The following is a 15,434-nucleotide window of genomic DNA, read 5'->3' as shown; positions in this document are numbered from 1 at the left end:
ACAGTGGATACTATAGGTAACCTGTTTCGCATCCGTTGCGTATCTTCTTTAATTGAAAGCGATTTTCTACGATTTGTCGAGCTTAAGGACAAACAACTTTCTACGCTTGGCTTAAAGGCACCTTTCATCGTCAAAACTGAGTACCATTTCGTTGAATACAACCATTAGGGCGTGTTGACCTTTAGCGGTTAAATTTTGTTCGAGATAAAAGCGTTTTAATCGCGGCGAGGGAGAAGTAGCCTAGTCATTCTAAGCAAATCTCCCTCAACAAAGAGTAAAACGCTTTTAGCCGAACCCTTCGGGCAGCGTTTGCTGGTCATTTCTACTACGTTATCGGCTTCTCATGTAGGCTAGCTACACATCGATGCCTCTGCCTTGTATAAATACCCAGCAACTCGCTGCAAAAATCAGCTCGAAAGATCAACACGCCCTAGTAATAAAGCCGCTCTTTTTTGGTCCGGATACAAAAAAGGTCAGCGATTTAGCTGACCTTTCACATCTATCCCAATTTTAGGGACGAAGCATTGAACTTACTAGATAACGCCAAGCTCTCTTAGACGTTCCATTAAGTATTCGTTTGCTGTGTACTTTTCAGACAGCACTACTTCTGGTTTCGGGTGAAGGAATAGAGGCAAAGAGATACGAGACTTCTCTTGGCGTTCACCTGATGGGTTGATTACACGGTGAGTTGTCGATGGAAAGTAACCACCTGATGCTTCTTGAAGCATGTCACCGATGTTGATGATCATGTTACCGAAGTCACATGGAACATCTAGCCACTCGTCATTTTGAGCTTTAACTTGAAGGCCCGGCTCGTTTGCAGCAGGAAGAACCGTCAGTAAGTTGATGTCTTCGTGTGCCGCAGCGCGGATTGCACCTGGCTCTTCGTCACCTTGCATTGGTGGGTAGTGAAGAACACGAAGCAGAGTCTGTTCACTGCCGTTGATCATTTCTGATAACGCAATAGAGAATTTATCTTGTACTTCTTTAGGAGCATGAGCTTCAACCCAACCTAGCAGCTCTTGAGCAAAAGCATTCGCACGTTGGTAGTAATCTAGAATCTGTTCTTTCAGCTGCTCAGGGATTTGGCCCCAAGGGTATACGTGAAAGTACTCTTTGATGTCTTTTACAGTGTGGCCCTTAGCAACTTCAGACACTGAAGGTGGAAAATATCCATCTTGTGTTTCAACATTAAAGTGGAAGTTCTCTTTTTCTTCAGAGATGAAGAATTGGTACCAGTTTTCGTAAATTGACTCAACAAGCTCTTTCGGGATTGGGTGGTTCTTAAGAACACCAAAACCAGTTTCACGTAGAGAGCGAACAAATTGTTCTGCTGCGTCGTCAGCAAGGTAATCGACAGTTTCCAGTTTCATGACTTTCTTTCTTGTTATGTAGTAATAGAGCGATTTTAAGGATCGCTTTGTTGTAAATCAAACTTTTGTGAAACTCTAGCAACCGTTTGTCTAGATACTGGGCGATAACGCTACTTTTCAACAAATCTGGTGATTAAAGCTCAATTAAACACTGTTCAATATTGTGTGACACTATTAAAAACTTCGACGAGAGATCTTGATATGACAATCACGCCACTTGCTCAAAATCGACCATTACTGTCATTGACGACGCTGTATCTGATTGTGTTTCTATTTTCAGCGTTTGCTCCTTCTTCAAGAGCAGTATGGATTGCCGAAATTGTCCCAGCGCTTGCGATATTGGTGGGTATTTGGTGGTTATCAACCAAGCTCACCTTCACTAAGACAGCTTACGTTTTGATGTTTATCTGGCTGATTTTGCATACGATAGGCGCAAAATATACCTTCGCGGAAGTGCCATTTGATTGGTTCAATAACATGATAGGTTCAGAACGGAATAACTTTGACCGTGTCGCGCATTTCTCTATTGGCCTTTATGCTTACCCACTCGCTGAGTACTTAATTCGTAAAAAACTGGCTCAACCGGTACTGGCATGTTTCTTTGCTCTATTTGCGATCATGAGTGTTGCTGCGGGTTATGAAATTATCGAGTGGTGGTACGCGGAGATCGCAGGTGGTGATGAAGGTATCGCGTTCCTTGGTTCACAAGGTGATATTTGGGATGCACAGAAAGATATGCTGTGTGACACCACGGGCGCAATTGTTTCGCTATTACTTCTTAAGCTTCAAGGGCGTGTCAGAGCTTACTGAGCTCAATTCTTTACTCTGAGTATCAAAAACAACGTTGAAATGCCACACACAAACCGTGCTGTGGCATTTTTAGTTTCAACATTATTTGCTCGTTACAAAATATGACTGCTTATTTCATCGTCACCTTGCCACCAACAAACTTGTAGGCTGGTGTACCTCGAACCAAGGTGTCTCGCGCAAATTCAATCCCGCATTCAGGGCACACACATGGTTTTGTCGTGAAATCTTCAACGATACGCTCCTTAAAACATTTCACGAGTGCACCTTTGCCACCTTTCCGATACTTAAAAAGCTGCGTTTTGCATTTGGCACAGAAAATCTGAACCGTCTTGGTTGGTTGTTTCTTGTTTGGTTTAGCCATAGAAGTTAATGATTGAACTCTTTATTTCTTAAGTTTAGGGGCGACAAGAACCAAGCTTATCCCAAGGAGTATAACGGTTGATGAGACTATAAATTGCATGGTGACAGGTTCAGATAACAGTAATACGCCACCAAGTGTCGCGATAACTGGAACAGAAAGCTGTGCAATAGACGCCACCACTGTATTCAGCTTTTTCACCACGTAATACCACAAACTATAACCCACACCAGAAGCCACAGAGCCCGATATAACCGCGTAAATCAAACCTTGTTCAGTGATAGACACTTGCGTTAACGCATTAGGAATCAAAACTAACAAGCTTAATGCCAAAAGGATAACTAGCGAACTGAATCCAAAGTTAGCGGTTGTCGATTGCAATGCGTTTAGCGATTTCTTTCCTGCCAATGTGTAAATGCCCCACCCAACTCCGGCCAGAGACATCAAGATGATAGAAACTAAATCAGGTGCCTGTGTCGATTCCGTTGGCATTAATAAATAAACAAGCCCTGCTACCGATAACAAACATCCGCCCCATTCAATAAGTGACATTCTGTTGCCAGAAAACAAGTGCGCGGCAATCATCGTAAATTGCACCGCGACAAACAACACCAGAGCACCAAGACCTGCGCCAAGCTCTAAGTAAGCAAACGAGAAACCAAACATATACACGATCAGTGACAATATTGATGTGAGTTGAAACTGTGATTTGAGCTTTGTGTATAGCGATGTGTTGTTTGTTAACTCACGTTTAGACTTAGATTGGGAAGATAACGTTACTAAAATCAAAAGTGTAAGCGCACCAGATAAGATGCGCACGATCGAAAAGCTCAAAGGATCAATCGTTTGATCCATTAAGGCCCAGCGACACAAAACTGAATTAGCAGCAAATGCCACCAGCGTAATAAATGTAACCATCAGAGTTTGCATCGTTTTTTCCTAAATGAGTTGTTTGGTCCTAATTGAGTTTTGTTGGATTTCAATCAACGTCAGGCTTCACCCAAACTTGGCTAAAGTCGAACCAACCTAATGCATTACATTTCGCGTTTTGCAACGTACCACATTGATCTTTATTAACGCCTAACCAGCAATGGAACATTGGAATTAATTGATTGCTTTGGACCAGTTGTTTACCTAACTGTCGTGCTGGAAATTGCTCGAATTCCCCCGAACGCCAACGGTCAATCATTTGACACCATTGGTCGAAGTCTTCTGCCGGGCTAGATTCATCAAGAAAACTGTAGTCCATTAGCCAACCGGCTAAAGCGTCGTCTCTGTTATTAGCGATACCCATAGGGTTAATCCAAACATCAACATCATCGGCGTGCGGAGGATCGGTTTCGTAACCGTAAAGATCAACATCAACGTTGTATTGCTTCAGCACCGTGACAATCGCCTTGGCAAGCGTTGGAAACATTGGGTGTTGGCATTGATACGCCAATCTTATCGTTGGTTTGGAATTTGCTGGTGGACAAACTGGCACCTTCAATTTTATGTCATACCAACCAGGTTTTATGCCATAAGCGTGCAGTACGCCCAAATCGATAACGGTCTCTTTTGGAATATGAACAAACAGATCCGCCGCATTCAACGCGTTAGATAAAAACTGTGCCCATGCAGGATCTTGTGCAATACCTTTCTTTCTATTGAGCAGTAAATACGTGCAGCCAGGATCGAGTTCTACTTCATCGCTATCGCCACGGTCGGCCATTACAGGTTTAGAGAGACTTGGGTAAACCATTGAAGAATAAGCCTCATCCACCACCCAAACTTCAACGCGATCAATTAACGGTCTGAAACCAAAGTACCCATTGAAAGCGGTTAACACGAGTTGTTTCTCGTCGTTCTTTTCAATGCGATAAGGTCCCGTTCCAATCGGTCGAATATCGTAATCTTCACCACGTAACGTGATCGGTAAAGTGACTTTGGCGACCGACTCCGTTAGCGCGAGCGGAAAATACTTGTCTGGGCGTGTGAGAAAGACATCTACAACACAATTTGCAGGTGAAGAGACATCTTTGATATGAGAAAACATGTTGAGAGGTTCGAGCGCAAGCAGTGTATCCACAACATGATTGGTTAACAGAGGCTCCCCGTTATGAAAGCGAACACCGGGTCTCAAGAAGAATCGCCATTGGTAATCGCTGATTTTTTGCCATGAATGAGCCAGATCGGGTTGGAGCTGGTCATTCTCATCTAGACGAGTCAACCCACTGAATACCTGACAAGCGATATGTTGCTCTGAACGACGCATCGATTTGGTTGGGTTAAGCATTGAAAGCGGTCGGTAATAAGGCAAACGAATAACTTGTTCGCCTTCTTGATACTGTACACCCAAGTAGTTTTGAATAACTTGGGTGAGTTTGGCAGCATTGTGATCAAGCACTGACAGCGCCTGTCCAATTTTTCCTTCCTGCAAGTAGCGTCTTGCTAGGTTCTCGCTGACATCACAACGATTCTGTTTAAAGATAAGTTGAGATAACTTCCCTCGACCAGCTGCTGGTAACCACTCTACCCACCCTTCTTCTTCAAGCTTGTTGAGTACCATTCGGGCATTACGACGGGTACAACAAAGCACATCCGTGATGTCGTCGAGTTGAACATCAGAATCTTTACCATCGAAGTATTCAAACAGGGTTTCAAATTGAACGCGAAGTCTTGGGCTGCTCATAAAGAGGAAAACTTATTCAAAGGACATTGAATTCAGTTTCCCTATTTTATGGCGTAAAATCAATATTACTGACACGATTTTATTGTGAATTATTGAGTACGACATCCTAAGATGTTATTCAATCTAAAGGGTTAAGTGCTTTTACCGTAAAAGATTACGTTACATCGCAGCCAATTTCATTGGCGATTTCACGAAGCTGCTGTTCATCGTCTAATTTTATCGACCATTTACACTCAGAACCGTTAGCGGAAATGACATTTGCCCCTTTTCCGATCAATTGAATTGCATCAACTTGAGCTTGCAAAGTGACTCTATGCTCACCATCTAAACGAACAACCAATTCATGTGCGGTTGCGATGACTTTTCCACTTTTAAACGTTATGACCATGGGCTTCTCGGGTTACTTCTTTAAATACTGATTGCTTGTTCTAAGTACTGATTACTTCTTCTAAAGACAAAACCAGCGTACGACTGCCTACTCTGTTATCGCTTATGTTTCTTCACGGCAATGGTTAAGCGGCTGGTACAAACTAAGCGTTGACGCTCATCAGTGATATTGATCTGCCATACTTGAGTAGAGACGCCCAAGTGAATAGGCTCAGCAGTACCGATGACGTGCCCTTCGCGCATTGACCTTACGTGGTTCGCATTGATATCGAGCCCAACGCAATAATAGCCTTCTGGTACGCAGAAGTTTGCTGCCAATGAGCCAAGCGTTTCTGCTAGCACAACTGATGCTCCGCCATGAAGCATACCCAGTGGTTGGTGCGTAAAATGACAAACCGGCATGGTTGCCACCAAAGAGTTGTCATTTACTTCGGTGTAAACAATGTTGAGGTGTTCAATTAAGGTATTTTTTGAGGTCGCGTTGAAGGTATCTAGGTCAACGGGCTTTTTCCAAATACTCATGTGGGTTCCTTAATTATTGATCTTGTTATCGCGTGCATAGCTTTTTTCTATATTACTGGCTGTTAGTTATCTTACAGCCCTTAGTTATTACGCAAGTTGATGTTAACATGCATAAAAACCGAATACACAGAGGATATTGTATGACGTCATGGATGAAGTTTGCCTCGCTTCTCACACTTGCAGGCCTAACCGCGTGTAGCGCTTCTCCGACAGGCAGAAACCAATTGCTGCTTTTTTCAGATAAAGATATGTCTCAGCTTGGAGCACAATCTTTTGAACAAATGAAAAAAGAACAACCCATCAGCAAAGATGCCAAAACTAACGCCTATGTACAATGCGTAGCGAACAGCATCACTCAATATATTCCTAAACAAGGTTTTAGTGAATGGGAAGTTGTTGTGTTTGATAGTGACCAAGTGAATGCATTCGCCCTACCTGGCGGAAAAATCGGTGTATACACAGGGTTACTTAAGGTTGCAGTCAATCAAGACCAACTCGCAACGGTTATTGGTCACGAAGTGGCACACGTTCTAGCGGACCACAGTAATGAGCGCCTGTCTCAGTCTAAAATCGCTAATACTGGCTTATCTATTACTAACGTCGCGTTAGGCGCATCTGAGTACAAACAGTATCAAGGTATGACGATGGCCGCGTTAGGATTAGGCGTCCAATATGGCGTTATTCTGCCGTATGGGCGAACTCAAGAGTCTGAAGCCGATGTTGTTGGTTTAGAGTATATGGCTCAAGCAGGGTTCGATCCAAACCAAAGTGTCAACTTGTGGCAAAACATGGCGAAAGCATCAGGCGGTAATCAACCGCCAGAATTGCTTTCTACGCACCCTTCCCACAGTACGCGTATTAAAGATCTGCAAGCGACGATAAAAACGCTTCCTCAATCAGGGTCACCAAAACCAAATTGCAAAGCGTAATCTAAGTAAGAATCGCCTAGCTGGTGTAAATACAAAAATGCCCTATCCATATTGGTTAGGGCGTTTTTAGTTTCTTGCTTTCTAACAGTTCAAGTGCGCTAAGCAGCTGGATAATTCCAACAACAGAAAGTCACTGGTTAAGTACCAAGAATTTGTAATGGTAGGCTTAATAGCTGGTCACCGGTCGATGCAAAATACCAGATAACACCGATCAAACTGCTCACTAAACCCACATACCAAACGAACGACACGACTTGCCCGTATTTGTCTAACGGTAACAAGTGACTGTGATGACGTCCTTTCCATTCGAACAGTATTTCAACACTACCCATAATCAATAAGAAACCAAACAGGGTTAAATTCAACTGATAACTCAATACCACGCCAGCAACGGCAGCCGCGACACACAACACAATACCAAGCACACTGTTCATCGAGAAGCTGATACTTTTAAGAACATGTCCGCCATCGAGAGGCAAAATCGGCAATAGGTTGAACAGGTTTAATAGAGCATTAAATACCGCAAGGCCGGCAAAGAACATTTCTCCAGTAGCCCAATACAGCACCATAAATACTAACGACAATATCAGGCCGAACAATGGCCCCATTATTGAGATAACCACATCTTGCCAGCGCGTATTAATCTTTTCATCGGATAACGCTAAACCACCAAGGAATGGTATCAAATAAATGCCTTTGGTCTTCATGCCGAAGTATTTCATCGCTCTAATATGACCGTACTCATGGAACATTAAACAAGCGATTAAGGCCAAAGCGAACTGAATTGAAAACAACCATGAATAGGCCGCTAAACTCGCAGAAGCAAGTACGACCTTGATTAGCTTGGCGCTTTTTAGCGCTTTCATACCAAGCGACACCAACCCAATTAGGCTAAAACGCTTCTCTGGTTTAGGAGCGATAACAGGAGTTTGTTGTTCGATATCTTTGGTGTTTCGATTGCCTTCGGTAATGGTTTGGCCATTCACCGACGCTTTATACGTCATTTCAAACGGTTGCCACTGAACGGTCGACTCAACGTGACACTGCAACATTTCATCTCCAGCGCGTAGTGTAAATTCGTGTTTTCGTGCGTCTTCTTGATCTGTGGTCGCATCTAATTGAGATACCAGAGTGTTGTCCCAATACAACTGTTGCCACCCTGCCATTGACCCTTCTAAACGAAGCGGTTTACCAAGAAACTCTATCGCGAGTAATTCCAAACTTAAATTCCAATTTAAAGACTTCTAACGAGTGTCGATATTATGCCGATTTAGCGATCGACGGTAAACATAAACAAAGTTGTTACATATTGAGCAATTGAACACTTTTTGTACCAATAGCTAACATAAACATTCTGGTCACACCTCCAACCATGGATAAAGCATTGATTGTAATTATATTATTAGTGTTAGAGTGCCGCCCCTCAAAAATATAACCTCTCAAAATAACAACTATTTCTTTGACTTTATATAAAACATGAATTTAACATACCGTTTACATTAGAGCTTCAACACCAACAATGCTCAGTGTGTTTTCAAACAATAATAATGAAATTCGATGCCCTAGGAGGGTCAAGGATGAAAACAATACAACGCTCTCTCGTTTCGCTTTCTGTGCTATTTGCATGCAATTCACTTGCGGCTGGCTTCCAAGTTGCTGAGCATTCTGCCTCAGGTCTTGGTCGCGCATTCTCAGGTGAAGGCGCTGTAGCCGATAACGCGAGTGTACTAGCGAGAAACCCCGCCGCAATGACCCTATTTGATACAGCCCAATTTTCAGGCGCGGTTTCTATCGTTGATCCAGAAGTAGATATTACTCAAAACAATGTTCCAGGTTCTGGCGGACAAAGCCAAGTATCTAAAGACGTAGCGCCACTTCAAGTCGTCCCTGCCGCATACTACATCAGCCCTATCAACGATAAATGGGCTTGGGGCATTGGTATGTTTTCTAACTACGGCGTTGCTACCGATTACCCAGATGATATTTATGCGGGTGATCTTGCAGGTGATACTTCACTAGTGTCAGTGAACTTAAACCCCAATGTGGCGTATCGAATTAACGACCAGTTTAGTGTTGGTGCGGGTGCAAACCTTGTTTACGCCGAGGCTGAACTAAATCGTCACCAAGGTTCGATTTCAAACATCACTGGAGATCCTGCCTCAACAAAACTGATCAGTATGACAGGTGAAACATTTGCATTTGGTTGGAACGTGGGCGCGTTATATGAACTGAATGAAAACAACCGATTCTCTATCGCTTATCGTTCAGAGGTAGACCTCGACTTTGATGATGGTGACTTTACTGATTACACGGGCAGCATCGTGCAAGGCAGTGCTACGACAACAACGGGCCGTTTAAAAATCACGTTGCCTTCAATTATTGAAATTTCAGCTTTCCACCAATTGACCGACCAATGGGCAATTCACTACGGGTGGCAACAAACTGGGTGGAGTAGCTTCAAAGAGCTTAAAGCGACAAGTTCAGATTGTGTAAGTGGCAAGTGTTTTAAAAAGACCGAAGACTACGATGACAATAACCGTTACTCATTGGGTGCTACTTACCAGTTGAATCAAGAGTGGACTTTACGAGCAGGTTTAGCTTATGACGAGCAAGCTGGTGAAGCGACATTAAGCATCCCTGATAGCGACCGTTTCTGGTACAGCGCAGGTTTGACTTATCAGTACAGCCCTAACCTTTCAATCGATGCTGGTTTCGCTCTTGTTCAAAGTAAAGAAGGTGATTTCACCGAAACCAATGAACTTGGTCAGGAACTTGAATTCTCTGGTGATGCAGTCGCTTACCTATCTGCAATTCAAATGAACTACACCTTCAACTAAACGGAATTAAAACATGAAAAAGTTATTTAATGTTTCGCTGCTCGCTTCAGCAATGTTTCTTGCTGGTTGTGGTGATGACTCTTCGAGTTCAGGTGCTTCAACAGCGATTCAATATGAGCAATACATTCAAGATTCACTCGCACAAGCGACGAGCATCAAGTTTCAATTAACGGGTGCTGATATTGCTGTTCCTCTTCCTAGTTTCGCGTTGATGGATGCTAGCGACGGTACACTTGGCTTGCCTACTGGCGGTGATGACACATTAACCAACCCTATTGCAGCAATGAATACAATGGATGGTTGGTCTACCTCAATGCCAATCATCATGGACTTTGAAGGCACAGGTTTAGCTGATGGTGTCGCAACTGGTGGTGTTTACCTATTAAAGCTTAGTGGCTCGCTTACTTCTGAAACACCCCCAAGTGTCGCTGGAATATTGACTCTAGGTAAGGACTTCAAGGTTATATCTAGCGCCTCAACTGACACATTCACCATTGTATTCAACGAATCTCTTGATGCTTCAAGCGAGTACGTATTGGCGCTGTCGAATGAACTAACCGATGCCAATGGTGATCCGGTTGGTATGTCACCAAGTTATGCGGCTTTGAAATCAAGTGTAGTAACCTATACCGAAGGTAGCATTGCTCAAGCGCAGCAAGTCACTCAAGGTGTTGAAAAGATCTTTGCTGGAGCGACTGCTGCAGGTGCGATTAACCTTGATACTGAAAACATCATTTACTCGACTTGGTTTACTACAGAATCTGTCGGTAGTTCCATCTATTCAACAAAAGCAGCGACTGCGTCCGCTTTAGCTCAGGGTGGAATGGCACAAGTATGGAAAGGCAGTGCTAATCCAAATAATATAGACCTATCATCTGCCTACCAAATGACATTTGGTACTACACAAGAATTGGCGATTGCATTGGCCGCGGATACTACTGTTGATACATTTATGGAGGCTTCCACTAAAGCCGCTATGTTAGCAGGTTATACGGGAGGAGCGTTAAATGGCACAGTTAACGTCACCAAGGGTAATGTAAAACTACCGTACTACTTGGAAACAGGAACAACCGAATGGAACTCGCAACCATTTGAGTCAGGCATGCCTAGCCTTGTCAAGGTGTCGTCAGCTATTGCAGACAACAATGAAAAAGCCAATATGGCTGCACAGCTTGTAAGCTTAGGTATAGATCTTACAAAGCTTGCTACAGACCCCGCAGAACAACTTAAACTTGTTGGTGCAGATCTAACTTTAAGTAACGGCAATGCATTAGACACCGAACGTGTCATCACTCGATATGCTCCCGTACCGCAAGTTAAATCACTGCAAGATGTAGAGTTTATCTTGTTTACGCCTGTAACCACTCCTAGCGCTCCAATGCCAATTGTTATTTATCAACACGGTATTACTAGTCTTAAAGAAAACGCTTATGCATTTGCTGCGAATCTTGCTGCACAAGGTATTGCTGTGATAGGCATCGATATGCCACTGCATGGAACTCGTAGCTTAGATAAAATTCCAAATGAACGTTCAGCGAATGCTAACCTATTGGCATACCTAAACCTTACTAACTTACCTGTCGCGCGTGACAATGTACGACAAAGTGTTATGGATGTGCTTGGGTTACGAGTGGCACTATCCTCTAACCAAGGTCAGGGCGCGTTCACATCAACACCTTTGGCAACTATAGATAACACAACGACCAACCACCCTAGACTATTCGGACATTCACTAGGTGGAATTGTTGGTGTTACTGCGTTAGCACAAGCTAACAAAACAATTAATGACCCTGCGGGAGATGCAATTTATGCGTTTTCATCTAGTGTAATTGCTAATTCCGGTGGTCAAATTTCAAACTTATTATTGGGGTCAGACTCATTTGGCGGCATTGTTATACACAACGTCGCGCTAGGAGGATTAGCAAGTTATGCAGCACACAACACAACAATATGTGAACCGAATAGCTACACGATGACACAGTGTGTGGATGACTTTATTTTAGACTCTGAGAATAAGGCGAGCCTCCAAGCCCTACTTGCTCAGTTCGCTTATTCCAGCCAAACGGTGTTAGATGTAATCGATCCTTATACCAATGCGGGAGATTACAGTGACACATTGCCTACACTAATACTTCAAGCTGACGGGGATGAAACTGTACCAAACGCTGTTATCAATAATCCTTTGATTGGGAACGCGCCATTTGCTGGCACTGAGCCGTTAGCTAACAAGCTTGTTTTGAACAGTATAAGTGCATCAGCTACAACTCCTTCTACGTCAGTTACTCGCGAGTTTATTCAGTTTAATGCAGTAGCTAAGCACTCAACCGCAATTGCACCTCAAGATAAAGGAACTCCTCCAGCGGATTACAATCACTACTTGGAAATTCAGAGAGAACTGGTTGATTTCTTCTCTGACAACAAGTTGGATTCAGTGTCCAACGCAGGTTCTGTATTGGAATAATAATAAGTTCTAAATGAAACCAAATGCCAGCCTAACCGCTGGCATTTTTGTTTCTGTGACTAGCTAACCTTCCCTAGTTAACCGTTTGCATAAAACTTTAAAACACAAATGGTTGATCTCAGCTAAAATTAATCAAGACAGAATACCGTACGACCTCTTTCTTTATTGTAAATAAAGTGGATAATAGCCCCGTAATTTAATACCTAATAAATGTGAGTCCATTATGTCTTCTGAAGCTACTATGCTAGAACGCTGCCAATCTAAATGTGAACTATGTGGTTCTGATTCTTCTCTTACTGCATACGCAGTACCGCCACACAGCCACGTAACAGTGGATCACGGCATCATGGTATGTGACAAATGTCTTGGTGAGATTGACGATCCTAAAGATATCAACCACTGGCGTTGTCTGACTGACAGCATGTGGAGCCAAGAAGCGCCAGTTCAAGTAACAGCATGGCGTCAACTTACTCGTCTTAACTCTGAAAGCTGGGCTCAAGACGCGCTAGACATGATGTACCTTGAAGAAGAAACGTCAGTTTGGGCACAAATCGGCATGTCTGCTGATGATAAGCCACTTGACGTGAACGGCGTTGAACTTAAAAAAGGTGACGACGTAACAGTAATCAAAGACCTGCCAATCAAAGGTACTAACCAAGTGATTAAGCAAGGTACTGTTATCCGTGGCATCAGCGTTGGTGACGATCCTAAGCTTGTTTCTGGTAAAACAAACGGCGGTCAATCAATGTACGTAATCGCTGAGTTCTGCCGTAAGAAGTAATTCTTCTTTTCGCTGAGCAAAATCTAAAAGGCGCTAATGAATAATTAGCGCCTTTTTAATATCTCAAATTTTCACGACTTAAAACTATCAATAAGTTGCTCGCGGTACTCTTTAATAACCGACACCAAAGAGCCTTTGATACCACTGACTTGTTTCGAGTGCGGACACCACAACGCGAATCCAAATTTGAATCCTTCCACCATTTGCGCAGAGTGAATGGGCTCTATTGAATGTTTTGAAAATTCAGAGTCGGAAAAAAAAGCCTTAGGAAGAAGTGCCCATCCAAAACCCTCTTCAAGCATTTTGATCATTAACGAAAGCTGATCGATCTCCTCATAGTCAGAGCTTACGATAATCTTTTCAGACATCCCTTCATCAATCAGAGACTTCAATACGAACTGTTTAGAGTTCCTAAGTGCGACTAATACTTCTTCTTTATCGATATGTGAGAGTTCTCCCCCTTTCTGTCCGAACGGATAGAACTCAAAATGCCCAAGGAAAGTAGAATCAAAACTATGCATCGCTCGGCTATTGTGTGCATTCACAAGTCCAAAGTGATATTCGCCACTTTGTATTCCTTGTTTTATTTCGTTCTTATTCCTAACCAGAAAGTTCACTCGCATCATTGGGAAATCGTGCTTAAGTCGTTTTCGTATATCGACCAAAACACGTTGTGGAACGAAACTAGAATACGCGATTGTTATTTTCTCTAACCCACCATAAGAGAGGCTCAACGCCACTTTGTCAAAAGTACGAGCTTGCTCAATCGTCTGTTTTGCGTAGTGATAAAGGAGGTGCCCGTCCTCCGTTGGTTCAACAGAGCGCCCGACCCTTTCAAAAAGACTCACCGCAAGATGATCTTCCAAGTTTGTAATCACCTGACCCACGGTCGTTCTGTGCTTGTTAAGCTTTACCGCCGCCTTGCTAAATGACCGCTGTTCATAGACGGTCACAAACGCGAGAAGTTGTTCAATACTAAAGTTCATTTTGATGTGCTTACTTTCTTAGTCATGCATACGAGATAAAAACATCTACTGCATCAGAATAATAATGATAAAAAGACAGCGCAAACGTAACTACTGATTTGTACCTTTGCTGCCTATCCTTCCTAGTATATACCTAAACCTGTCTGGATTTGATGGATCTGATCCTCTATATACGATTATTAACATTGCCATAGTTCCTTTATCGTTACCTTCTTAAAACGATAGAGACAGGCCCATGAACACAATGCCACATGAACTCGTGTGGGGTGAGATCTACTTCCCTCCTTTACTATTGGTTATCGCGTTAGCTTATGTATTGACGATATTGACTGGCTCAATCGCGACAAAACTTGGGCTACATAAATATGTCGCTTTTCCTGCAATTGCCGAATTAAGCCTAATCGTGATTTTCGTCGGCGTTATCGGTCAATTCATTACCATCTTCTGAGGCATTCACCTTGATTAAACGTTATCTCATCACGCTAGTACTGGTCATTGCCGCAAGCTCTGTGGTTTATAGCTATTACCAATCTTATTCGAGTAATCCCTGGACTAGAGATGGTCAGGTCAGCGCTTACATTGTTTCAATTACTCCCCGAGTTACAGGGCAAGTGACTAAAGTCCATATTGAGGACAACTCACAGGTGGCTAAAGGCGACTTGCTGTTTGAGATCGACCCAAGCATTTACCAAGCGGCCTACAATAAAGCGTTGGCGACACAGAAACAGGCTCGCGCGCTCTTAGCAAAAGCTAAAAACGAAGAGCAACGCGCGTTGAACTTAGAAAAGAGAACACCTGGCGCTATGCCAGTGCTGACATTGAATAACCTGAATAACGCGGTTGAGACAAATGCAGCTAACGTTGCACTAGCAAAAGCCAACGTTGAAGAAGCGCATTTAAATCTTGAATACACCAAAATGTACGCGCCAACCAACGGTTACATCACGAATTTAAACCTACGAGAAGGCTCTCAAGTCGTCGCCAATACACCGGTAGTTGCGCTGATCGATGAAGACAGTTTCTGGATCGAAGGCTATTTCAAAGAAACTGATCTGGTGAATGTTGGCCCTAACGACAAAGCGCTTGTCACTCTTATGATGCACAACAATATTCAATTAGAAGGCCATATCAAAAGCATTGGCTTTGGTATTGCAACACAAGACGGCAGCACAGGTAATGACCTTCTTCCTAACGTGAACCCAAACTTTCAATGGATTCGTCTTGCTCAACGTATACCAGTCAAAGTAGAGCTTGATAACGTGCCTGAAGACTTACAACTTCGTGTTGGCATGACAGCTTCACTCAAAATAATCAAATAG

At 43.1% G+C, this 15,434-nt stretch carries 15 protein-coding genes; 7 read left to right on the top strand and 8 right to left on the bottom strand.

Annotated features, from left to right (window positions below; translation table 11 throughout):
- Nucleotides 1-533 precede the first annotated feature (533 nt).
- Nucleotides 534-1,373, bottom strand: a complete 840-nt coding sequence (locus tag MSG36_RS09165; RefSeq protein ID WP_052879583.1) for a 2OG-Fe(II) oxygenase family protein — start codon at nucleotides 1,371-1,373, stop codon at nucleotides 534-536.
- 201 nt (nucleotides 1,374-1,574) lie between these two features.
- On the opposite strand from MSG36_RS09165, the gene MSG36_RS09160 reads away from it, so the two are divergent.
- Nucleotides 1,575-2,183 (top strand): DUF2238 domain-containing protein, encoded by a 609-nt coding sequence (locus MSG36_RS09160; RefSeq protein WP_017069655.1) that lies wholly within the window; start codon nucleotides 1,575-1,577, stop codon nucleotides 2,181-2,183.
- A 109-nt stretch (nucleotides 2,184-2,292) separates the two neighbouring features.
- On the opposite strand, the gene MSG36_RS09155 is transcribed toward MSG36_RS09160, so the two are convergent.
- The 5 genes from MSG36_RS09155 to MSG36_RS09135 form a co-directional block, all read right to left on the bottom strand.
- The gene (locus MSG36_RS09155) at nucleotides 2,293-2,544 is read right to left on the bottom strand and encodes a hypothetical protein (RefSeq protein WP_017060071.1); all 252 of its coding nucleotides are present in this window, start codon (nucleotides 2,542-2,544) and stop codon (nucleotides 2,293-2,295) included.
- 21 nt (nucleotides 2,545-2,565) lie between these two features.
- Nucleotides 2,566-3,471 carry a DMT family transporter gene (locus MSG36_RS09150; protein WP_248367422.1) on the bottom strand — a complete coding sequence of 302 codons (906 nt, stop codon included), beginning with the start codon at nucleotides 3,469-3,471 and terminating at the stop codon, nucleotides 2,566-2,568.
- Between the two features lie 49 nt (nucleotides 3,472-3,520).
- Complete coding sequence (locus MSG36_RS09145) at nucleotides 3,521-5,212, bottom strand: SgrR family transcriptional regulator (protein ID WP_248367421.1); 1,692 nt, start codon at nucleotides 5,210-5,212, stop codon at nucleotides 3,521-3,523.
- 154 nt (nucleotides 5,213-5,366) lie between these two features.
- Nucleotides 5,367-5,600 (bottom strand): DUF3389 domain-containing protein, encoded by a 234-nt coding sequence (locus tag MSG36_RS09140; protein ID WP_248339004.1) that lies wholly within the window; start codon nucleotides 5,598-5,600, stop codon nucleotides 5,367-5,369.
- A gap of 95 nt (nucleotides 5,601-5,695) precedes the next feature.
- The gene (locus tag MSG36_RS09135) at nucleotides 5,696-6,121 is read right to left on the bottom strand and encodes a hotdog fold thioesterase (protein WP_004730936.1); all 426 of its coding nucleotides are present in this window, start codon (nucleotides 6,119-6,121) and stop codon (nucleotides 5,696-5,698) included.
- 140 nt (nucleotides 6,122-6,261) lie between these two features.
- On the opposite strand from MSG36_RS09135, the gene MSG36_RS09130 reads away from it, so the two are divergent.
- The gene (locus MSG36_RS09130) at nucleotides 6,262-7,050 is read left to right on the top strand and encodes a M48 family metallopeptidase (protein WP_248367419.1); all 789 of its coding nucleotides are present in this window, start codon (nucleotides 6,262-6,264) and stop codon (nucleotides 7,048-7,050) included.
- Nucleotides 7,051-7,187: 137 nt separating this feature from the next.
- Here MSG36_RS09130 and MSG36_RS09125 read toward each other — a convergent pair whose 3' ends face one another.
- Nucleotides 7,188-8,270, bottom strand: a complete 1,083-nt coding sequence (locus tag MSG36_RS09125) for a site-2 protease family protein (protein WP_248367417.1) — start codon at nucleotides 8,268-8,270, stop codon at nucleotides 7,188-7,190.
- Between the two features lie 357 nt (nucleotides 8,271-8,627).
- On the opposite strand from MSG36_RS09125, the gene MSG36_RS09120 reads away from it, so the two are divergent.
- The 3 genes from MSG36_RS09120 (at nucleotide 8,628) to MSG36_RS09110 (ending at nucleotide 13,129) form a co-directional block, all read left to right on the top strand.
- Nucleotides 8,628-9,887, top strand: coding sequence for an outer membrane protein transport protein (locus MSG36_RS09120; protein ID WP_248367415.1), 1,260 nt, complete (start codon nucleotides 8,628-8,630; stop codon nucleotides 9,885-9,887).
- A gap of 13 nt (nucleotides 9,888-9,900) precedes the next feature.
- The gene (locus MSG36_RS09115) at nucleotides 9,901-12,348 is read left to right on the top strand and encodes a VolA/Pla-1 family phospholipase (protein ID WP_248367412.1); all 2,448 of its coding nucleotides are present in this window, start codon (nucleotides 9,901-9,903) and stop codon (nucleotides 12,346-12,348) included.
- A 223-nt stretch (nucleotides 12,349-12,571) separates the two neighbouring features.
- A complete protein-coding gene (locus MSG36_RS09110) occupies nucleotides 12,572-13,129 on the top strand; it encodes a PhnA domain-containing protein (RefSeq protein ID WP_048608355.1) in 558 nt (185 codons plus the stop codon).
- Nucleotides 13,130-13,200: 71 nt separating this feature from the next.
- Here the strand turns inward: MSG36_RS09110 and MSG36_RS09105 are convergent, their stop codons facing one another.
- Nucleotides 13,201-14,115 (bottom strand): LysR family transcriptional regulator, encoded by a 915-nt coding sequence (locus MSG36_RS09105; RefSeq protein ID WP_248367409.1) that lies wholly within the window; start codon nucleotides 14,113-14,115, stop codon nucleotides 13,201-13,203.
- 235 nt (nucleotides 14,116-14,350) lie between these two features.
- Between MSG36_RS09105 and MSG36_RS09100 the strand changes: the two genes are divergently transcribed.
- A complete protein-coding gene (locus tag MSG36_RS09100; protein ID WP_004730923.1) occupies nucleotides 14,351-14,563 on the top strand; it encodes a DUF1656 domain-containing protein in 213 nt (70 codons plus the stop codon).
- Between the two features lie 10 nt (nucleotides 14,564-14,573).
- Nucleotides 14,574-15,434 carry an HlyD family secretion protein gene (locus MSG36_RS09095; protein WP_248367407.1) on the top strand — a complete coding sequence of 287 codons (861 nt, stop codon included), beginning with the start codon at nucleotides 14,574-14,576 and terminating at the stop codon, nucleotides 15,432-15,434.

Source organism: Vibrio sp. 1CM8B (assembly GCF_023161685.1).
GTDB classification, from domain to species: Bacteria; Pseudomonadota; Gammaproteobacteria; order Enterobacterales; family Vibrionaceae; genus Vibrio; species Vibrio coralliirubri.
Note: the sequence above shows the minus strand (reverse complement) of the source record. Positions and strands in the feature narration are given on the sequence as shown.